Raw genomic sequence first — 20,915 nt, 5'->3', positions numbered from 1 at the left:
TGATTATAATACAGCTTTTGAGAGAGTTAAGGGAGAGAGATGCTAACCATTGTGAAACGTAACGGGCGCCGTGAACCGTTGGACATTACCAAAATTCAAAAATATACTTCTGCCGCCGTCAAAGGGCTTGTCAACGTATCGCAAAGCGAGCTTGAAGTCGATGCGCAGATCCAATTCCGTGACGGAATCAACAGTAACGAGATCCAGCAAACCCTGATCAAGACGGCTGTTGACAAGATCGATATCGATTCTCCGAATTGGACGTTCGTCGCATCGCGTCTTTTTCTTTATGACTTGTACCACCGTGTCAACGGTTTTACGGGATACGGTACTTTGCAGAGCTACTTTGAACGCGGTGAAGCGGAAGGGCGCATTCTTCTGGGATTGAAGGAAAAATACGATTTAGCGGACTTGGATGCGTATATCGTTCCCGAACGCGATCTGGAGTTTAACTACCTCGGCGTTAAGACGTTGTATGACCGCTATCTGATCAAAGACCGCAAAGGCGATCCGATCGAATTGCCTCAGCATATGTTTATGGCGGTAGCGATGTTCCTGGCTCAAAACGAATCGGATCGTCAAACGTGGGCGAAAAAGTTTTACGATATGATCTCTAAATTTGAGGTTATGATGGCGACTCCTACTCTCTCTAATGCCCGTACAACCCGTCATCAGCTGAGTTCATGCTACATCGGATCGTCTCCGGACAATATTGAAGGGATTTTCGACGCCTACAAAGAGATGGCATTGCTCTCCAAATTCGGTGGCGGGATCGGTTGGGACTGGACACAGGTGCGTGCCATGGGTTCATTTATCGACGGACACAAGAATGCTGCAGGGGGAACCGTACCGTTTTTGAAAATCACCAACGACATCGCGATCGCGGTTGATCAGCTCGGAACCCGTAAAGGGGCCATCGCCGTTTATCTCGAGCCGTGGCACATGGATGTCAAAGATTTTATCGATGTGAAGAAAAACTCAGGAGAAGAGCGCCGACGTGCGCATGATTTATTCCCTGCCCTTTGGATCAACGATATGTTTATGAAACGTGTCGTCGAAGACGGAATCTGGACGATGTTCGATCCGTTTGACGTCAAAGAACTCAGCGAACTCTACGGGGCCGATTTCGAAAAACGCTATCTCGAACTCGAACAAGATCCGAATGTGGTCAAGGAACATACCAAAGCCAAAGATTTGTGGAAAAAAATCCTTACTTCGTATTTCGAGACGGGAAGCCCGTTCCTTTGTTTTAAAGACAGTGCCAACCGTGCCAACCCGAACGACCATTACGGAGTAATCCGAAGTTCAAACCTGTGCACCGAGATTTTCCAAAACACGCAGCCGAATCACTATCTGGTAAAAATCAAATTTGAAGACGGTTCTTTCGTCACTTATGAAGAAGACGAAATCGTCAAAGTCGACAGCGGAATCGAAAAACCCGCAAACAAGGTAACGGCTCTCGATTCGCTGGGCGGACGACCGATTTATATCGTCGAAAAAGAGAAAGTCGACGGTGCGACGGCAGTATGTAACCTCGCATCGGTCAATCTTTCCCGTATCCATACCAAAGAGGATATCGATCGGATCGTTCCGGTTGCGATCCGTGCGCTCGATAACGTAATCGATCTGAACTTCTATCCGTTGGAAAAAGTAAAACGGACGAACATGCGCAGCCGAGCGATCGGTCTGGGCGTCATGGGCGAAGCGCAGATGCTTGCGGAAAACAAAATCGTATGGGGAAGCCAAGAGCATTTTGACAAAGTCGATGAAGTGATGGAAGCGGTGAGCTACAATGCAATCAAAGCTTCCAGCGATCTTGCCGTCGAAAAAGGTTCTTATGCCGAATTCGCAGGGTCAAAATGGAGCCGCGGAATTCTACCGATGGATCACGCAACGGCAGAGGTGCAAAATCTCGTCGATCGCGGCGGATTGTTCGCTCCAAACTATGAATGGGACGAGCTGCGCGAAACGATCAAACGTCAGGGGATGCGTAACGGCTATCTGATGGCGATCGCACCGACCAGTTCGATCTCGATCCTCACGGGGACGACGCAGACGATCGAGCCGATCTACAAACGCAAATGGTTTGAAGAGAATCTTTCAGGATTGATTCCGGTCGTAGCTCCGAAACTCAGCCCGGATACGTGGAGCTATTACACCCCTGCGTATGATCTCGATCAAACGATCCTCGTCAAAGCAGCGGCAATCCGCCAAAAATGGATTGATCAGGGGCAAAGTCTCAATATCTTTATCACCCTAGACCGAGCCAGCGGGAAATATCTCAACGACATCTATATGCTCGCTTGGAAACTGGGTCTCAAATCGACTTATTACCTCCGTTCCCAATCGCCGGAGCAAAAGCAAGATACGGCAGACCGCTCGATGGAGTGTGAAGGGTGCCAGTAAAGCCCAAATTAGGGCTTTAGTCTGTTTTCATATAATCATAGATAAATCTATATTTCGGCATAATAGTACATACAAAATATATAAATGAGATTCCTAATCCCTTTCTAAATACGTAGAAGAAATTTCTTTACGAGAGGGGGTGACAATATGGAAAAAATCTTGATTCTGATTCAAATGATGACGAAAATAGTAGAGTTCTTAGTCCTTCTGCAAAAGTACTAAGAACGAGGTACAACAAGAATTGTAGGGCTGTATTTTACTTATTGTAAGATAAATTTCAGGTTAAGGGAATCTCACTTATATATTTTAAGGTAAATGATGACGCCATTAACAACTACTTCAATAAAAAAACTAATGGAACGGATCGATTTTGCCAGAGACGGCGAGATCCGTTCCCTCACCCCCCTCTCCCCTACTTCCATCGCCATCCGTTTCAGTGTTCAGGACAGTGCCCGCGGCTACGATTGGATCGACGTTCTTTTCAAGGTTGATAGCGTAACCGATGCTAAACTCGTGAGCGATAATGTTTTATCCTCTTTGGATATGTCCGATGGGATCACGGTGGAACTAACACCCTCGCACAATGCATTAACAATCGGCAGTTATAATGGCCGCGCAAAAGAGGCCCCGCTTTATATCATAGGGGCTTCCATCGGGTACGAAGAACTTCCGTACAGCGGATAGGAGAGAAATGATACGAAAAGCCATAGTTACACTAGGGATATTGGGAGCGGTCGCGTTTGGAAGCGACGATCTTTATTCGGTACGTTTAGGATGGGGGATCGCCGACAAAAACGATCTGGGGCAGATTTTAAGCGGCGAAGGGGAATTTAGCGGTGCCAAAACCCATGTGTTAGGGATCGACGGAGGATATTTACTCGCCAGAGGGATATACGATCTTCCGATCGACATTTATCTGAAAGCTTCCATTTACCGTTTTTTAGAGAACCATCATCAAGAGAGTTTCTGGGAAGGAACAGTATATGTCAAAGCGTACTATAACATCGATGTGTGGGACAATCGTCTGCGTATCGGGGGAGCGGAAGGGATTTCGTTAGCCGAACAGATTCCGATTACGGAAGTGATCGACGCAAGAGAAAAAGGGAGCAATACCTCCAAGTTCCTTAACTACCTAGACATCAGTGCCGACATCGATATCGGGCGCTTGCTCAGAGTTCCTGATTGGAAGGATACCTATATCGGGTATGCTCTGAAACACCGTTCGGGGGTTTTCGGCCTGATTAACGGGGTCAATCACGGCGGATCGAATTATGATATGATCTATATCGAGAAGAATTTTTAGCCGCGTTCGCTGAGAAGCTGTGCGACACATGACTCGATCATTGCGAAGACGCGATCAAACCCTTCAAACCCGTCAAAAAAATAGGGATCGGGGACATCGGCTCCCCCGCATCCGAATTCTCCGAGTTTTACCAGATTTTTAGCTCCCATCGCTTGTAAATCGTTGTAGTTGCTTTGATCGAGAGCTACGATGAGATCAAACTTCTGAAAATCGTTTTTATGCACCTGGCGCGCACGCAGAGAAGAGATATCCACGCCATTGTTCCGTGCAACGGTGATCGAATGGCGGCAGGGAGCCTCGCCGATATGCCAACTTCCGGTTCCCGCCGAATCGACGGTAATACCGTGACCCTCCTGCTCTATCAGCCGACGGGCCACCCCCTCAGCGATCGGTGAGCGGCAGATATTTCCGAGACATACAAAAAGAATCGACTTCATTGAGTTTTCTCCAACAGACAAATAAAAAATCCGTCGATCGTATCGGTCGGCAAAATTCGTACGGCATTTTGGATTCGTTCATCGAAAATCTCTTTTCCCCAGCGTGTCAGAGGCTTTTGAACGTTATCGAAGGGTAAGACTAGAGGAAGTGTCTTTAAATGCTCTCCATGGCGCTCTAAAAGGTGCTGAAGGGGTGATTCATTTTCTTCAGGAGAGAAAGAACAGGTCGAATAGAGGAGTTTCCCGCCGGGTTTGAGGGCATCGAATGCCGAGAGGAGGAGGCGGCGCTGGAGTTTGGAGGTCTCTTTGACCTTGTGAAGGGTCCAGAACATTGTCGATTTTTCATCGAAGCTTTTGAATCGTGCTTCGGACGAGCATGGTGCATCGAGAAGAATGCGATCGAACATCAGAGGACATTTTTTCCCTACACTGCGTCCGTCGGTCATGTAGGTATGGGCGTTGGTTACACCTTGGGATTTTAGATTATCGCACATGCGGAAAAAACGCTCCCGTGAGGGCTCCACGGCGGAGAGCCATCCCGTATTTTGCATCATCGAAGCGAGGATCAGCGTTTTGCCTCCCGGTGCGGCGGCGAGATCAAGAACGGTCTCTTCGGGTTCAGGAGCCAGCAAAACGGGAGCGATCATCGATGAGAGGTTTTGGATATAGAAATGCCCCTTGTAAAACGCTTCGGTTTGGGTGAGACGAAGCTTGTCTGCGGGATCGATACGGTAAACCCCTTGCAAAACGCCCCACTCTATCCGTTCAAACACTATTGCCGAGGCGGTCAGTTCGGCTTCGAGAGCCTCGGGAGTTGTTTGGAGGGGATTAACACGGAACGTGACCTGTTTGGGAAGATCAAAGGTAGAGAGAACATTTCCGAAGCGTTCACGTGGAACAATCTGCTCCAGCCGCTGTGTAAAGGCTTCGGGAAGACTCATCGGCGTCGTACCTGCATCCGCACTACTGAAGCGATACCGTTATGCCCTCTTCCCTCGAAGAGTTCGGCATCGCATTCGTGCAGTTCGGCGATCTCGCACGACAATCCTGAAAAAATCGATTCGAGTGCGGAGGCGGTGTAGAGGAGCGTTTCGTCTTTGGGGCCTCCGGTCGTACGGGGGAGCTGATGAACGGAGAAAAATTCGCCGCCGAAAAGGCCTCCTGTTGAAAGGACATCCAGCACTTTGGCAAAAACGTCGCTACGCAGAGGCTCGGCGAGGTGGAGAAAAGAACAGAGAACCGCATCATAGGAATCGGACGGACTCCACTCTTCCAGATCAGTATGAATCAGTTCTATCGCGAGGTCTTCGCTGCGGGCACGTTCGGCACATTTGGCCAAGCCGATATCGCTGGCATCCAGTGCGGTGACCTGATGCCCTGCACGGGCGGCATAGATGGCATTACGCCCTTCCCCCTCCCCTAAAAAAAGGATTTTGCGGTTCTCATCTAACGTATCGATGATGGATGCGACATAAAGGTTCGGTTCCAAACCGTAAAAGTACCCTTCTTTGGCGAAGCGCTCGTTCCAAAATTCTCTTTGATCGCTCATCGTCGTACCACTCCGTCCAATACCGGAACAAAATCGCATACTTCGAGAGGGTCTTCGTGGATTTTTCCCCCCTGCTTTGTAAAACGGGTAATGACCTGTTCCCGACCTTTGTCGATCGGAGCGATCAATATTCCCCCCTCTGCGAGTTGGTGAAACAGTTTTTGGGGAATCTCGCGTGCGGATGCCGAGAATAAAATCCGATCGAACGGGGCGTATTGCTCCCAGCCGTTTTGTCCGTCATCAGTACGGGTGTGGATATTGCCCAAACGCAGGTGACGGAAGCGCTCTTTGGCTTCCAGCAGCAGCGCTTCGATCCGTTCGATGGTGAATACACGGCGGAAGATTTGGGAAAGAACGGCGGCCTGATAGCCGCTTCCGCACCCTATTTCCAGAACGCTGTCACACCCCTCCGGGCTGAGGTATTGGGTCATTTTTGCAACCGTAAGAGGCGAAGAGATGTATTGTTGTGCGCCGATCGGAAGGGCATCGAGGCGGTAGGCGTTGTGGCGCATGGCGATAGGGACGAACTCTTCGCGGTTGGTTTGGATAATGGCATTTTTGACGATCGGGCGGAGAGGGAATTTTTTGCTGATCTCTTCGGCCATGCGGGTGGTCTTGATCGCCGTAATTTTATCGATATTCATACTATTCCTACGTTGAGGTATCGGCGCATGGAGAGGACGGTGCGCTCTTCATAACGCGATGTTGTTGAGAGATTTCCGTGGTTGCGGATTTCACCGCCGAAGGGGGTAATAATACCGCTCATGCCGGTAGTCTCTTCGTTGGCGGCATCACTGGCGATAACAAAACACTGATTCATTAGGGCAAGAGCGTTGGTCAGGGTGACAAAGTGATCCAGACGCAGTTTTCCCCATTGTGCCGGAACGGCGATGATGTCACACCCCTCCAGCTGCTGCCAAAGCGCTTTAAAACGGAGTTCAAAACAGATAAGAATCCCTATTTTAATTCCGTCAAACTCAAAAGGGGCGATCTCCCCCTCTTCTCCCGGTCGGAAATGCTCATGCTCCGCTCCCAGAGCGAAAAGCTTCAATTTGTCCTGGCTGTGCAGGATGATACCGTTGTGAAGCGCATAAGCCGTGTTATAAAACGCATCTCCTTTTTTGGAAATCGCGGTAAAAATCAGAAGGCGGTTGCCGATGCGCTCTTGAAGTTGTTGAAGTGCATGGTCGGTAAATGCGGCCGCTTCGTCGAAGCGTTCGTAGGCAAATCCGCTCAGAGCGACTTCGGGAGCTACGATGATCGCATCCTCTTCGGATCGCTCAATCAGTCGGAGCAGTTGATTCAGGTTGGCATGAAAATCGGTATCCGTTTCAATGCACAACGAAACGACGGGACGGGTCTTAGAAGTCGTCAAAACTGAGGCTTCCTTTGGAATAGTTGGTGACGGTACTTTCGAAGAAATTGGTTTTTTGGTCGTTGAATTTGGAGAAATCATCGACCCATTTGATCGGATTGGTAACGTTGTACAGAGGTTTGAGCCCAACCGCATTGAGACGGTTGTCGGCCAGATGCTGGATGTATTGTTCGACGATTTCGTTGGTCAGACCCAGAATCTGCCCCTGCGTGATGTATTGACCCCATGCGACTTCGAGCTCGACCGCTTTGCGGAACATATCGTAAACCTCTTCGATCAACGCTTCGGTGAAAAGATCGGGACGTTCACGGCGCAGGGTGTTGATGATGTTTTGGAATAAAACGAGGTGGGTTACTTCGTCACGTTGGATAAAGCGGATCATCTGTGCGGAGCCGAGCATTTTGCCCGAACGCGCGAGGGTATAGATATAGGTGAATCCGCTGTAAAAATAGATCCCCTCCAGGATTTGGTTGGCGAAACACGCTTTTACGAAAGCGCTCTCGGACGGATCGTGGGCGAGGGCATCATAGCGGGCCGCAATCGAGTCGTTTTTGGTTTTGAGCATCATGTCCCGGCGCCAGAGATCGTAAATCTCTTCGCTGTTTTGGCTGATGGAATCGACCATGACGGCATAGCTTTGGGAGTGAAGCGCTTCTTCAAAGCTTTGGCGTACCAAAATCAGATTGATCTCCGGGGCGGTTACGTAAGGGTTGATGTTGTCCATCAGATTGTTGGTTTGGAGGGAGTCCATGAAAATAAGCTGCGAGAGGGCTTTGTCGTAAGCCGTTTTTTCCATCTCGGTGAGAAATTTATAGTCTACGGCATCGCGGGTCATATCGACCTCTTTGGGGAACCATGTGTTGTTAAGCATCATCTCCCAGAGGTTATAGGCCCATTGATATTTGATATTGTTAAGTTCGAAAATACCGGTAGGATTGCCGCCGAAAACCTGACGGTCGTTTACGTGTTCGTTGGAGGTAGGATTGTAAATTTGTTTGCGCTTCATTTCGGCTATCCCTCTGTAGATTAAAGTAAATGATTATGTCTAAATATAGATTTAACTATGATAAAATGAAAACAGATTTTGGCAGGGGTATACAAGATGAAAAAAGGGCTGATCCTCAAATCATTGGCAGCGGCAGTTGCGGTCTATGGCACGGCGGGTTTCTGGGGAGTTCCCTATCTTTTAAAAAACGTTGCCCCGAAAAAGATTGCCGAAGCGACAAAGGGGGGAGAATTCTCGGTTCAATGGGTCGCTTTTAATCCTTTTACGTTTCATCTGAGAATGAAAGGGGTTGCGTTTAAAACACCGAAACACGGTGATTTGTTTGCCCTCCGAAAGTTCTCGATCAATGTCGATCCGACGGCGTATCTGTGGAAAGGGGGCCTGGTTATCGGCGATATCACGCTGAGTGAACCCAAAATCACTATACGGCGTGACGAGCAGGGAGATTTTAACTTCAAATGGCTGAGCAACCTCGGCTCCGATACCGAAGAAGAGGAATCCTCTTCCGAACCGATGGGATTGATTATCCGTCATTTTACCCTTCAAGACGGTTCATTGGATTACAGCGACGTATCGGATGGGAAGTCGTTTGCGCAAGGGGTAGGGCCGATAGGGTTTAAAATCGATAATATCGATCTTCGGAACCTTTCAAGTGCAGACGGCAAAATGCGCCTGTACGCAACGATCAACGATGGAGGTTTCCTCGACATCCGCGGGAAGATTGATGCCCTTGCCCCTTTCGATATCGGAGGGAGTATTGCGTTCAAATCGGGGAAGCTGTATACCCCGTGGAGCTATTTTCGGGAGAAATTTCCGATCGAAGTGGCGGACGGAGACGCGCAGTTCGGATTTGATTATCGGTTTAACAGCGATGATGTCAATGCGACGGAACTCTCCAACCTCTACGTAGGGGTAGAGAAGCTTCGGATCATCCCTAAAGGGGAACAGCGCAATCTTCTGACACTGGCCTCTTTAAAACTTGAGGGCGGAAACGTGCTGCCGATGCGCAAAATTTTTAATGCCCGGAGCGTGAACGTAAACGGATTGAACGTAGCGGCGGAGCGTGGTAAGAACGGTACGATCGATTGGCTAAACTATATCGAAGAGATTCAAAAAGCGTTCCCGGACGATGAAAATGAGACGAAAGAACCGTGGAACTATACGATCGGACATGCCGCAATAGAAGGGGTAGGGTTGCAATGGAGAGACAGTGCTCCTGCCGAACCGTATCATGCTTCGGTTGCCAATCTGAGACTGCACTGCGGCACGATCAGCAGTGACGAGGCAACGCCGCTCGATGTCGAGATAGCCACCGATACCGTTCAGGTAGCGCGCCAAAAAGACGATGCGAGAGTCATTGCACTGCAGGGAAGCTCAATTGAAGGGGTATCGGTAGATCGAGCGGGACGGTTTGCATCCGTGAAAAGAATCGCTCTTCAACAGCCCAGCGTTTCTCTCAAACGGCTTAATGACGGCTCTATTGATCTCTCCCGATATGCATATGCCTCTAAATCGACACCGAAACCTTCGACGCAAGAGGCGCCATGGGGATACCGCCTCGATGAGATTGATTTGAGTCAAGGATCCGTTGCGTTCAGAGATGAGGTACCGAAAAGAGCGGTAGCACTCAAATTCGATCAGATGCATTTGAACCTGCGCGGATTTGAAAGCAATCCGGAGGTCAAAAATTATCTGACGTTTGATACCCGGATTAATGAAAAAAGTACGCTGGAACTTAAAAGCGACATAACCCGTTCATCGATGCGCAGCAGCGGTGATCTGACGCTAAAACGCTTAAACGTCGCTTTGTTCGATCCGTATATCGAGCCGAGCAGTTATGCTTCACTGCATCGCGGAAGCGCTTCGGTAAGCGCTCATTACGACTATGCAAATGCCAAAGCATCGGTCAAAGGGAAAGTAGCTCTCAGCGACTGGGTCATCGACGATTCCCGTGATCAGTCGGTATTGCTCGGATGGCAAAATATCGGGGCGACACCGTTTACCTATAGCTATCCCGACAATCGGCTAAAGATTAATCAGCTCGCAATTGACGGGTTATATGCCAATGCCCTCATCGATGCCCAAAAAGTATTTAATTACTCAACGCTCTCAAAACATTCGAGTGCGGATACGGACACTACGAAACCTGCCTCCAATCCGTTTGGAATCGATATCGTAAAATTATTGGTACGCAACAGCAGCGCCACGTTTAGCGACCAATCTCTTCCTCTGCCGTTTAAAACATATATCCATGATCTCGAGGGGTCAGTTTTGGGGATTTCGACGACGAAAGACGTCAGAACGTTTGTGAAGCTGCGAGGAGGAGTCGATCAGTACGGTTTGGCAAAAGTCGACGGTTCTATTAATACCAAAGCCCCTAAAGAGTTTACCGACATCAAAGTGGCATTCGACAATCTGGAATTACAGCATTACACTCCGTACTCGCTCCAATTCCTAGGATATAAAATTGACGGCGGGAAACTTTTTTTGAATCTGGGATATAAGATCGACGGAGGCAAACTAAACGGAGCGAATCAGGTTGTCATTAAACAAATTGAACTGGGTGCCGAAAAAGAGGGGGGATCGCCGTGGCCGATGCGTCTGGTTGTCGCTCTTTTGGAAGACTCCGACGGCGTCATCGACATCGACTTGCCGATAGAAGGGGATGTGAATAATCCAGATTTCAAATACGGAAAAGTGGTTTGGCAGGTAATCAGTAACCTCTTTACCAAGGCTGTTACCTCGCCGTTTCGCCTATTGGGCTCTTTGATGGGGATCGAGAGCGATAAGCTCTCTTCCATCGATTTCGAAGCAGGCTCGGCCGTATTGCTCCCTCCGCAGATCGAGAAACTCGATCAGCTTACGACTATGCTCTCCAAACGGCCGAAGCTGATGCTCGAAATCTATGGCGGATGGGACGAGCAGGGCGATGCGTATGCGCTTAAGGGGGCGAAACTGGTGAAAGAAGCTCTCAAACGCAATAAAGAGCTTAAAATCGATTCTTCTCAGGCCATCACCATGGAGCTGCTTGAAGAGATGGCGGATGATATGCTCGATGGCAAAGAAGTCAAGCTCCTTAAAAAGAAACTTGAGGAACAGTATCCCGAAGAAGCGGCATTTGTACGCCATTATTCGGATGCCCTCATCGATAAACTCATCGCCAAACAGCCGCTTGCGCCGCAGGAATTACAGATGTTGGCACATAAGCGTGCCGAGAATATCCGCGCGCAATTGGCGAAAAATGAAGGATTGGCTTCGCGTATCGTCATTAAAAACGAAGAGGCGGTCAGTACCGCAAAATCGGGGGATGTTCCGGTCCGTATGGAGATTGTTGTACCGTAAAAGTGAATATTTCATTCAATCGGGCTGATTTTTAAAATCGGATAAATCTCCCTATAATTGCATTTAAATTAATTAAAGGAGATTTTATGCCGTTTTCACCTCAAAAACGTGCGGGAACCATCAGCGGTATCCTTTTCGTTGCTATTTTTGCCGCAGCGGCGACGATGATCGCCGATATCGGTTTCATTAAAAATTTGGGTATCTCTCCCCTCGTTGTTGGGATTGTACTGGGTATTTTTTACGCAAACACGCTTCACAACAAATTCCCTTCGGCATGGGAGAGCGGAATCGTTTTCTCCGGGAAAAAGATTTTACGCTTTGCGATCGTTTTTTACGGATTTAGAATCACGTTTCAGCAAATCGAGCAAGTAGGGCTGCAAGGATTCATGGTCTCTTTGATCATGCTTTCGACGACATTTATCCTCGGAACATTTTTGGCTCAAAAGTTTTTTAGACTTGATCGTGATACGTCGATGCTGACGGCGGCTGGAGCATCGGTATGCGGCGCCGCAGCGGTATTGGCTACCGAACCGGTATTGCGTTCAGAAGAGCATAAAGCGGCGGTTGCCGTATCGATGGTCGTCCTTTTCGGAACGATTTCGATGTTTTTGTATCCGGTGTTGTACGCGGCGATCATTCAGCCGGCAACCGGATTTTTGCATATGGAGCCGACAACGTTCGGAATGTATGTCGGCGGTACGATTCATGAGGTAGCACAGGTCGTTGCCGTTCCGGCATCGATCCCGGGCGCGGATGCCGATATGGCAAATACGGCGGTTATCGTCAAAATGACCCGCGTCATCATGATCGCACCGATGTTGATTATTTTGGGAATTTATCTCTCATACGCTGCCAAAAAAACGGGTACGGCCGGAGGGGGCGTTAAATTGGTTATCCCGTGGTTCGCCGTCTATTTTATCGGTATGGCAGGGGTGAATTCATTATTGCTTCAGTTTACCGATGCTCATGCGGGAGAATCGGTTGCCACTATGATCCAATCGACAATCGCAAATATCAATGTGATCGATACGTTCTTATTGACGATGGCGATGACGGCGCTGGGGATGGGGACACGCTTTACCAAGTTTAAAGGACTTGGTTTGGCACCGATCTATGCGGCGGGGTCTATGTTTCTTTGGCTGGTATTCGGCGGCTTTATCATCACCCAATGGGTTGTGGCAACATTCTAACCTCCTTTTATAGGAGGCGTATGCCTCCTATTCTTCAAAACGGTATTTTTCCCGAACCACTTTTTCGACGGCGGCAGCCATAATCACGTATCCGGCTTTATTGGGATGGACATAATCGCTCTTGTAGCGGTTGTCGTGAAGGATGGTGCTTAAGATATCGCCTTCGATGGGAAGGTTGTATTGCTTTGCCAGTTCTTCGTATACCGGATGTTCGGAAAGGTGCAGAAGAGAAAATTGCGGGACGCCGATTAAAATTACGTCAACACCGTTGGCATGTGCATATATGATCATTTGCTCAAGATTATAACGCAGTCGGCTGTCATCGATATTATGTAAAATATCGTTTCCCCCGTGGCATAACAGCAGTAAGCGGGGACGATAACGGGAAATACTCGTGCGTAATCGTATAAGACCCTGTTCGGAGAGTTCTCCCGGAATGCCGTCATTGATCACTCTGCGTTTAAGAGTGCGCTGCAGGTTATCAGGATAACTCTCTGAGCGTGCGGCCCCGTATCCGAAGGTCAGACTGTCTCCAAAAGCCAAAATACGTTCGTCAGGACGAAAATAGGGGAGGTGTTTCTTCGGTGTCGTAAGGGTCTTAAAAAGTATCATGGCTATCGTCAGGCTGATGAGTACAAAAATCAGGCGTCGCACTAACGCTTCCGGTAACTCAACGCTTCAAGAAGATGCCCTTTGCAGATATCTTCTTCCCCCTCAATATCCGCAATGGTTCGGGCAACTTTCAAAACCCGACTCACGGCACGAAACGAGAGTCCGAATCGCCCTATCGCCTGATCGATTGTCCGTTGCGATTCTTCATCCAATCGGCAAAACCGCGCGATTTCCATATCTTCGAGCGCACCGTTTAACTGTCTTTGCCCACGCTGTTTTTGACGTAAAAATGCCTGTCTGACCTTTTCGTGCAGTTCGCGTGAGGTAACGGTAGGTTTGTCGTCGGAACTGATAGGGTGCATTTGGACATACAGATCTATCCGATCCAAAAAGGGGTCGGATAGACGGCTTTTATAACGCGCTATCTCAACATCCGAGCATCGACACGGTATCGCGGTATTAAAGAGATTGCCGCACGGACAAGGATTCATTGCCGCAACGAATAAAAAGTTTGCATCATACGTCACCTTGGCATTGACGCGCGAGATACGGATATGCCGATCTTCCAAAGGCTCCCGAAGCGCTTCGAGCACGGGTTTGGAAAAATGGGGAAGCTCATCGAAAAAGAGGATTCCTCCATGGGCTAATCCGACTTCCCCGATTTGTGCTTTATGCGTTCCCCCTCCGAAGATACTGGCTCCCGTACTGGAGTGATGAGGAGAGCGAAACGGGCGAACAGGGGTAAAAGAAGGCTCTTTTCCTTCCAAAATTTCCAACTTGGCACATTCAAGAAGTTCGTCATTGTGTAGCGGAGGCATGATGTGGCGTAAACGTTTGGCAATCATTGATTTTCCGCTTCCGGGCGAACCTTCGAGCAAAAGATTATGCATTCCCGCCGCCGCAATCAGCGCAGAGCGTTTAGCGTGTTCCTGCCCTTTAATATCGTTAAAATCGAGTGGATAGTTTTCGTCATAGTAGTATTTTATTTCATTGTGCCGTATATGATGGAAACTAAATTCCGAGGTATTGGCAGCGGCAGGAGGAAGCGTTTGCGCGCGTAAAATATCCAGAGTTTCACTGAGGGTATTGACACCGTAAAATGCGATTCCGGGAATCTTCGAGAGTTTGGCAATACTGGTTTTAGGGACGATTGCCTGTTTAATGACCCCTTGATTAGCCAAGGAGAGGATGATAGGATACAGAAGAGAATTTTCGGTGACGGTTCCGTCCAGCCCCAGCTCTCCGAAGACATACCATTTTGTGAGATCGCCTTCAAAACTTCCCAGTGCGATCAGAACCGCTATGGGCAGATCGAAATGTGATCCCTCTTTCCGTAAATCACTCGGGGCAAGATTGACGGTAAGCCTTTTGGGAGGAAAGACGAAGCTATTTCCGAGCAATGCTGATTTTACCCGCTCTTTCGATTCATTGATAGCGGTGTTGACCATACCGACTATCGTAAATGCGGGAAGCCCCTTGGTTGCGGTAAATTGGACTTCTACCGTTTTTGCATCGATCCCTTCAAATGTTGCACACAAGAGTTGTTTCATAGATAATTCCGATCATATTCAAAAATAGACCAAAGCCGTACCGCCGTATTTTTGGCATATCCGGACTTTAGTTTTTTGAATCTGATTTAACGCCGTTTACGATACATACCGTATTAAGGGGATTGTCCTTATTCACTTGAACCAATTCCCCTTGTTTCTTAAGGCAGGTCTGCTTGGCTTTTTCCAGTGCGAGATCGGCACTTGTTTTGCCGCCGATAGTATTCAAGACGGAAACAGTGCTGATAAACATAAATAAAAAGCAGGCAAATATGATCGATCCCACAAGATAGATACTGTAATATCTTCTATTCAATAATACTCTCACACTATACCTCCTTGACGGATTATTGGTATATTGTAGTGCCATTGAAATAAATAGATCAATTATTTTTACGTATGGCTGAAAAATTTAAGATTCAAAATATAACACTATACAACATTTTAGGTTGTAATGAAAAGTGCATTGTAGCAAAAAAAGTTTATTGAGGGAAACCTATTGCATCTTGCAATAGATTCGGAAGGTTATTTTTTCTCTTTGAGTGCTCTTTTATACTCTTTTTCAAACTTTTTACGGCGGTTGTATGAGAGCTTTTCGATAAACAGTTTTCCATCGAGGTGGTCGATCTCGTGTTGAATCGCAATGGCTAAAAGATCGGTTGCATGCAGTATATTTGTTTCGCCGTGGCGGTTTTGATAATGGAGCGTCAGGCTCTCGTAACGTTCGACGTCTTCGTAAAAGCCCGGGACACTCAGACACCCTTCCTGATACAAGACCGTTCCCCGAGGGGTGTGGATGACCGGATTGATGATTTCTATCAGATTCTCTTTGTGCTGATTCCCTTCTTCATCGGGGATACAGAGGATGAGGGCACGGATAGGATTAGCAACCTGAATAGCCGCCAGACCGATTCCGTTCGAGCTGATCATCGTTTCAAACATATTGTCTAAAAAAAGGTGCAGTCTTTCGTCAAAGTGGGTTACTTCGGATGAGAGAGCTTTGAGCTGTTTGTTCGGATAGGTGATAATTGGGAGGATCATAAAAACCTTATTGGCTGCAAACCATATAGCGGAGTTTGGAATCGTTGTCGGCCCCTTCCATGGCGTTGAGGGTACACATCAGTGTCTGTTCAACGCCTAATGCTGCCTGAAGCTCCGCAACGCCGATGGCGATGCGCAACTGAATCTCCTGCTCGGCAAGAAAAAAGTTACTGGAAGCGACAAGATCGTAGAGACGTTCGGAAGCGCGTTTGGCACTTTCTATGTCCGTGTGTTTAAGCACCATGGCAAATATCCCATCACCGTAATGGGCGACAATGTCGCTGCGGCGAGAGGTTTTCAGTAGAAGCCGTGCAACGGTCCGTACCATAAGTTGCTGCGCTTTTTCACTTTGGATATTGTTAGTCGTCTCTTTGGAGAGGCGAACCGTAATTAATGAGCTTTTATGCTTGAACTCGTCAATTAAATTGCGTTCTTGCTCCAGCTTGGTAAGAAGATAGCGTTTGTTGTAAACGCCGTACTGATTGTCAAATATGGTCTCGTTTTCGACCTGCTTGACAATCGTAGCCGTTTCATCATAGATATTCTTCATATGGGTGACCTGTTTTTTCAGGATCGTACTGAGCTTGCTGACATCCGTTCCGAGAGATAAAAGAAGGTCGCTCGCTCCACTTACGGAAGGGATGTTCTTAATCTCCTCTTTCCGCTTGTCGAGAATCTTTTCCATTAGCGATATATTTTTATAGAGGGTCGCACTAAGTTGTAAAATACTTTTGACGGAAGAAAAACCTTGTTTGAGCGTTTTTTCAAGTTCGATACTTTTATCGTCTTGGTTGTCTTCTTCAAGCTCTAAAATGGATCCGATCTGACGGCGAAGGCTTTCGCTTTTTTCTTCTAAGATACGGTCAAAATAGAGGGCGAAATTGTTTGGAGTAGGGGGAAGATTATCCGAGATCAGGGCGGTTAGAACCTCTTTGGCAAAAATCTCGAGATCGCTGGTGGGATCGCTCAAAGAGGAGGCGCTGATAAAATTACTGCCCCCCTCTTCGCCGCTTTTTTGGGCAGCCTGTCGTTGTGAGCGCTTGAGATCACTGAGACTTGCCATGGTTAGCCTTTACTTCTCTTCTTTTTCTTTTTGAATTAAAACTTCGTCAATAATACCATAACTCACCGCTTCTGCGGCTGACATGAAATTATCGCGATCGGTATCTTTTTCAAGCTTCTTGACACTTTGACCGCAGTTTTTGGCCAAAATCTCGTTCAATTCCGACTTCATCCGCAAAATTTCTTTGGCTTGAATCTCGATATCGGTTGCCTGTCCCTGAGCACCGCCGAGAGGCTGATGGATCATGATACGTGCATGTGGGAGGGCGTAACGTTTCCCTTTTGCTCCAGAACTGAGCAAAAATGCCCCCATCGATGCTGCTTGGCCGATACAGATGGTACAAACATCCGGGCGGATATAGTTCATTGTATCATAGATCGCCATCCCCGAGGTAATAACGCCGCCGGGAGAGTTGATGTAGAAGTAGATGTCTTTTTGAGGGTCTTCCGCTTCCAAAAAAAGAAGCTGAGCGACGATAGATGAGGCTACCGGGTCGTTTACTTCACCGCTGAGCATGATGATACGGTCTTTGAGAAGACGCGAATAGATATCGTATGAGCGTTCACCGCGTCCCGTTTTCTCGATAACGTAAGGAATGTAGCTCATTACGCCTCTTTGATTTTGTCGTTAAGCAATTTGCTCAACACGCGATCTTCGATCATCGCCATTTGGATTGCCGGAAGATAGCCTGATTCTTGGTAGTGTTTGTAAACTGCCGCAGGATCTTGACCCATTTGCATCGCTTCGAAGTAGATGGTTTGCATCAATTCTTGTTCGTTTACGATGACGTTTTCAGCTTTTGCCAATGCATCGACGATGAAGGTCGCTTTAACGGCACGGCACGCATCGTCACGGAACGTTTCGCGCATTGTTTTTACTTTTTCGGCATCGTTGCGGAGCTCTTCGATCTCACTTTCGCTCATCTCGCGCGCTTTTTTGTTCAAGGCCATGTCCATCTCTTGTTCAACAATAAATTCAGGAAGATCGATGGTGAATGCGCTCACAAAAGTTTCCATTAGATTTGGTTTAAGCTCATCGTTATAAAGTTTGCTCATCTCTTCGCTCTGGAGTTGTTCTTTTACTTTTTCTTTGAGCGTTTCAAGTGTTGCGTTTTCATCGCCTGGCAGCATTTTCTTTGCCAATTCATCGTCGACTACAACCGCTTCTTTGGTTTGGATAGCGTTTACTTTTACTTTAAACTGTGCCGGTTTGCCCGCAAGTTTAGCTCCGCCGTAGTTTTCAGGGAAAGTAACATCGATGGTTTTTTCTTCATCTTTTTTCATACCGATAACTTGATCTTCAAATCCCGGGATGAATTGGCCGCTGCCCAAACGAAGACCGAAATTTTCAGCTTTTCCCCCTTCGAACGCTTCGCCGTCAACAAACCCTTCGAAGTCGATCAGTGCCGTGTCACCGCTTACGAGTGCACGGTCTTCGTCGACGTTGACCAATGGTGCTTGAGCTGATGCAAGCTCTTCAATACGCGCCATAATTGCGGTATCGTCAATAGCAGGTTTGCTTACTTCGGGAACCATTGCTGCGTAGTCACCAAGGGTGATAGCCGGACGAGTTGCAATAACCACTTCTACATCGATGCCGTTTTCATTTTTTTCAAATTTAGCAATTTGCGGTTCTCCGATAAGCGTATCCGCAGCGATTTCCATTGCTTTAAGCCCTTGATCCAATAGGTCGCGCAAAGCTTGTGCTTCAGCATCTTGAACAAGACGTTCGCCATATTGTTTTTTGACAGCGCTTACAGGTACTTTTCCTTTTCGGAAACCGGCTATTTTAGCCTCTTTAGAGAGCTGGTTAGCGATTTTTTCAACGTTTGCGTCGATTGTTCCGCGTGTGATGGCTGCATTGATTTTAGCATTAGCCGAGTCGATTTTATTGGTTGTAATTTGCATTGAATCCCTTTTCCTGTTGTGTCACTGTGGACTAAATGGTGGCAATAATATCCAAAAAGTCCTAACAAGTCTATGAAGAAGTCTATTTGCTCATCCAAGCCTCAGCTAAAAGGTGCTAAAGTGATAAAAATAGAGTGCGAGAGAAGAATGTCACAAAAAGTAGAACCGAAAGATTTTGAAGAAGCGGTCAAAACGATGATCCGTTATGTCGGCGAAGACGTGGAGCGTGAAGGGTTGGAAAAAACGCCCGGGCGTGTTTTGAAAGCGTACGAATTTATGTTTGGGGGCTATCGCGAAGATCCGCAGACGATTTTAAATTCTGCCATGTTCGAAAGTTCCAACGATGAGATGGTTCTTATCAAAGATATCGAGTTTTATTCGACCTGCGAACACCATCTTCTACCGATTATCGGACGGGCTCACGTGGCGTATATCCCGAACGGGAAAGTGGTCGGTTTGTCTAAAATTCCCCGCGTTGTCGACGTATTCGCCCGACGGATGCAGATTCAGGAGCAGCTCACCGAGCAGATCGCCGATGCGCTGATGGAAGCGATCGAACCCAAAGGGGTTGCCGTCGTCGTGCAGGCGCGTCATATGTGTATGGAGATGCGCGGTGTGGAAAAAATCAGTTCGACGACGACGTCGAGCGCATTGCGCGGGTTGTTTAAGCGGGATGAAAAGACCCGAATGGAATTTTTCAGCCTTATCAACTCCTCCAGCGGTAACCGCTACTAGCCGATGCCTTTAAAAAAGCTGCGCAGCCGTCTCGGAGTCGAAAAACTCACGACCGTATTCGGCACGATTACGAAAATCAGCCCGACGGTGATCGTCGCCGAAGGGCTGCATGTCAGTATCGGGGATACGGTTTTGATGGTTTCGGAAGTGAGCGGTACGGAAGCTTTGGGGATGGTGAGCGAAGTAGAGCGAAACCGTTTTTTTATCACGCCGTTTCGTTTTGTCGAAGGGTTTCGGGCGGGAGACAAGATTTATCCGAATCAGAGCGGGATGATGATCGAAGTAGGAGAAGGGCTGTTAGGGCGGGTCGTCGATCCGTTTATGAATCCGATCGACGGCAAAGGGCCAATCGGCGGTACTCATTTCGAATCTATTATCAAAGCCCCGATTGCCGCGATGAAGCGGGGGATGATCGATGTCCCTTTCAGTGTCGGCGTTAAAACGATAGACGGATTGCTGACGTGCGGAAAAGGGCAGAAGCTCGGCATTTTCGCCGGAAGCGGGGTCGGAAAATCGACCTTGATGGGGATGATCGTCCGCGGTGCCGATGCTCCGATCAAAGTGGTCGCCCTGATCGGTGAACGGGGGCGCGAGGTTCCCGAATTCATCGAAAAAAGCCTCGGCGGAAATTTGGAGAATACGGTATTGGTCGTAGCGACATCGGACGATTCGCCGTTGATGCGTAAATACGGAGCTTTCAGTGCGATGAGTGTTGCGGAATATTTCAAAGCGCAGGGGAAAGACGTATTGTTCATGATGGATTCCGTGACCCGTTTTGCGATGGCGCAGCGGGAAATCGGTCTGGCATTGGGCGAACCCCCGACTTCTAAAGGGTATCCTCCATCATCGTTGACATTGTTGCCCCAACTGATGGAGCGTGCCGGTAAAGAGGAAGGCAACGGTTCTATTACCGCTTTTTTTACCGTTTTGGTCGAAGGGGACGATCTGAGCGATCCGATTGCCGACCAATCCCGCTCGATTCTCGACGGTCATATCGTCCTCTCCCGAGAATTGACCGATTTCGGTATCTATCCGCCGATTCATATTCTCAATTCAGCCTCACGGGTCATGAACGATATCATCACTCCCGAACATTTGGCCGCCGTTCGCCGGTTTCGCCGTCTCTATACCTTGCTGAAAGAGAACGAAATGCTTATCCGTATCGGCGCGTATGTGCGGGGAACGGACCGGGAGCTGGATGAAGCGATCGGTAAAAAAGAGAAGATGGAACAGTTTCTCTCTCAAGAGGCGATGAGTATCTCTTCATACCAAGAAACGGTCGATCAAATCATCGCATTGATGGGGAGTTGACCGCTCCTTAAAAAATCCTAAACATAAAAATCTTTTAAGGTTGCTATAACGTCGATTGCACTATCATCCTAAAAGTTAAACAAGATAATTT

The 20,915-nt window shown here is 47.9% G+C and carries 20 protein-coding genes; 7 read left to right on the top strand and 13 right to left on the bottom strand.

All coding sequences use genetic code 11. The annotated features are described in order from the left end of the window. The first annotated feature begins 39 nt into the window (after positions 1 to 39). The 3 genes from Q0389_RS00455 to Q0389_RS00445 all read left to right on the top strand — a co-directional run bounded on the left by Q0389_RS00455 (position 40) and on the right by Q0389_RS00445 (position 3,709). Entirely contained in the window at positions 40 to 2,406 is a 2,367-nt protein-coding gene (locus Q0389_RS00455) for a ribonucleoside-diphosphate reductase subunit alpha (protein ID WP_298690357.1), read from the top strand. Between the two features lie 354 nt (positions 2,407 to 2,760). Further along, positions 2,761 to 3,090 carry a hypothetical protein gene (locus Q0389_RS00450; protein WP_298690354.1) on the top strand — a complete coding sequence of 110 codons (330 nt, stop codon included), beginning with the start codon at positions 2,761 to 2,763 and terminating at the stop codon, positions 3,088 to 3,090. Positions 3,091 to 3,097: 7 nt separating this feature from the next. Next, on the top strand, positions 3,098 to 3,709 hold the full coding sequence (locus Q0389_RS00445) for a hypothetical protein (RefSeq protein WP_298690352.1): 612 nt from the start codon (positions 3,098 to 3,100) through the stop codon (positions 3,707 to 3,709). Here Q0389_RS00445 and Q0389_RS00440 read toward each other — a convergent pair. From Q0389_RS00440 to Q0389_RS00415, 6 genes are read right to left on the bottom strand one after another with little or no spacing between them, the layout of a single operon-like run. Then, entirely contained in the window at positions 3,706 to 4,146 is a 441-nt protein-coding gene (locus Q0389_RS00440) for a low molecular weight protein-tyrosine-phosphatase (protein ID WP_298690350.1), read from the bottom strand. The genes Q0389_RS00445 and Q0389_RS00440 overlap by 4 nt on opposite strands. Further along, on the bottom strand, positions 4,143 to 5,087 hold the full coding sequence (locus tag Q0389_RS00435) for an RsmB/NOP family class I SAM-dependent RNA methyltransferase (RefSeq protein WP_298690347.1): 945 nt from the start codon (positions 5,085 to 5,087) through the stop codon (positions 4,143 to 4,145). The genes Q0389_RS00440 and Q0389_RS00435 overlap by 4 nt, the downstream gene beginning before the upstream one ends. Then, on the bottom strand, positions 5,084 to 5,695 hold the full coding sequence (locus tag Q0389_RS00430) for a bifunctional 2-polyprenyl-6-hydroxyphenol methylase/3-demethylubiquinol 3-O-methyltransferase UbiG (RefSeq protein ID WP_298690344.1): 612 nt from the start codon (positions 5,693 to 5,695) through the stop codon (positions 5,084 to 5,086). The genes Q0389_RS00435 and Q0389_RS00430 overlap by 4 nt, the downstream gene beginning before the upstream one ends. Further along, positions 5,692 to 6,339: a protein-L-isoaspartate(D-aspartate) O-methyltransferase gene (locus tag Q0389_RS00425; RefSeq protein ID WP_298690341.1), complete on the bottom strand. Its 648-nt coding sequence runs from the start codon at positions 6,337 to 6,339 to the stop codon at positions 5,692 to 5,694. The genes Q0389_RS00430 and Q0389_RS00425 overlap by 4 nt, the downstream gene beginning before the upstream one ends. Further along, on the bottom strand, positions 6,336 to 7,070 hold the full coding sequence (locus tag Q0389_RS00420; protein ID WP_298690338.1) for a carbon-nitrogen hydrolase family protein: 735 nt from the start codon (positions 7,068 to 7,070) through the stop codon (positions 6,336 to 6,338). Before Q0389_RS00420 ends, Q0389_RS00425 begins: the two co-directional genes overlap by 4 nt. Next, entirely contained in the window at positions 7,057 to 8,076 is a 1,020-nt protein-coding gene (locus Q0389_RS00415) for a ribonucleotide-diphosphate reductase subunit beta (protein WP_298690335.1), read from the bottom strand. The genes Q0389_RS00420 and Q0389_RS00415 overlap by 14 nt, the downstream gene beginning before the upstream one ends. Before the next feature lie 96 nt (positions 8,077 to 8,172). Between Q0389_RS00415 and Q0389_RS00410 the strand changes: the two genes are divergently transcribed. Both Q0389_RS00410 and Q0389_RS00405 read left to right on the top strand, forming a co-directional pair. Further along, positions 8,173 to 11,418: a DUF748 domain-containing protein gene (locus Q0389_RS00410; protein WP_298690332.1), complete on the top strand. Its 3,246-nt coding sequence runs from the start codon at positions 8,173 to 8,175 to the stop codon at positions 11,416 to 11,418. 86 nt (positions 11,419 to 11,504) lie between these two features. Further along, positions 11,505 to 12,608 (top strand): YeiH family protein, encoded by a 1,104-nt coding sequence (locus tag Q0389_RS00405; RefSeq protein WP_298690329.1) that lies wholly within the window; start codon positions 11,505 to 11,507, stop codon positions 12,606 to 12,608. Between the two features lie 27 nt (positions 12,609 to 12,635). On the opposite strand, the gene Q0389_RS00400 is transcribed toward Q0389_RS00405, so the two are convergent. The 7 genes from Q0389_RS00400 to tig form a co-directional block, all read right to left on the bottom strand. Next, positions 12,636 to 13,262 (bottom strand): GDSL-type esterase/lipase family protein, encoded by a 627-nt coding sequence (locus tag Q0389_RS00400; RefSeq protein WP_298690326.1) that lies wholly within the window; start codon positions 13,260 to 13,262, stop codon positions 12,636 to 12,638. Next, positions 13,262 to 14,770, bottom strand: coding sequence for a YifB family Mg chelatase-like AAA ATPase (locus Q0389_RS00395; protein ID WP_298690323.1), 1,509 nt, complete (start codon positions 14,768 to 14,770; stop codon positions 13,262 to 13,264). Before Q0389_RS00395 ends, Q0389_RS00400 begins: the two co-directional genes overlap by 1 nt. Positions 14,771 to 14,837: 67 nt before the next feature. Continuing rightward, on the bottom strand, positions 14,838 to 15,095 hold the full coding sequence (locus tag Q0389_RS00390) for a hypothetical protein (protein WP_298690320.1): 258 nt from the start codon (positions 15,093 to 15,095) through the stop codon (positions 14,838 to 14,840). 197 nt (positions 15,096 to 15,292) lie between these two features. Beyond that, entirely contained in the window at positions 15,293 to 15,808 is a 516-nt protein-coding gene (gene def, locus Q0389_RS00385; protein WP_298690317.1) for a peptide deformylase, read from the bottom strand. 7 nt (positions 15,809 to 15,815) lie between these two features. Beyond that, positions 15,816 to 16,871, bottom strand: coding sequence for a diguanylate cyclase (locus Q0389_RS00380; RefSeq protein ID WP_298690314.1), 1,056 nt, complete (start codon positions 16,869 to 16,871; stop codon positions 15,816 to 15,818). Positions 16,872 to 16,880: 9 nt separating this feature from the next. Beyond that, the gene (gene clpP, locus Q0389_RS00375; protein WP_298690311.1) at positions 16,881 to 17,477 is read right to left on the bottom strand and encodes an ATP-dependent Clp endopeptidase proteolytic subunit ClpP; all 597 of its coding nucleotides are present in this window, start codon (positions 17,475 to 17,477) and stop codon (positions 16,881 to 16,883) included. Beyond that, positions 17,477 to 18,778: a trigger factor gene (gene tig / locus Q0389_RS00370; protein WP_298690308.1), complete on the bottom strand. Its 1,302-nt coding sequence runs from the start codon at positions 18,776 to 18,778 to the stop codon at positions 17,477 to 17,479. Before tig ends, clpP begins: the two co-directional genes overlap by 1 nt. A 147-nt stretch (positions 18,779 to 18,925) precedes the next feature. Between tig and folE the strand changes: the two genes are divergently transcribed. Beyond that, complete coding sequence (folE, locus tag Q0389_RS00365) at positions 18,926 to 19,513, top strand: GTP cyclohydrolase I FolE (RefSeq protein WP_298690305.1); 588 nt, start codon at positions 18,926 to 18,928, stop codon at positions 19,511 to 19,513. Positions 19,514 to 19,516: 3 nt separating this feature from the next. Further along, positions 19,517 to 20,824 carry a flagellar protein export ATPase FliI gene (gene fliI / locus Q0389_RS00360; protein ID WP_298690302.1) on the top strand — a complete coding sequence of 436 codons (1,308 nt, stop codon included), beginning with the start codon at positions 19,517 to 19,519 and terminating at the stop codon, positions 20,822 to 20,824. Positions 20,825 to 20,915 lie beyond the last annotated feature (91 nt).

Origin of the sequence: uncultured Sulfuricurvum sp. (genome assembly GCF_937936435.1) — a bacterium.
In the GTDB taxonomy this organism is placed as follows: domain Bacteria; phylum Campylobacterota; class Campylobacteria; order Campylobacterales; family Sulfurimonadaceae; genus Sulfuricurvum.
The sequence above is the reverse complement of the archived record's forward strand: the minus strand, read 5'-3'. Positions and strand labels throughout refer to the sequence as shown.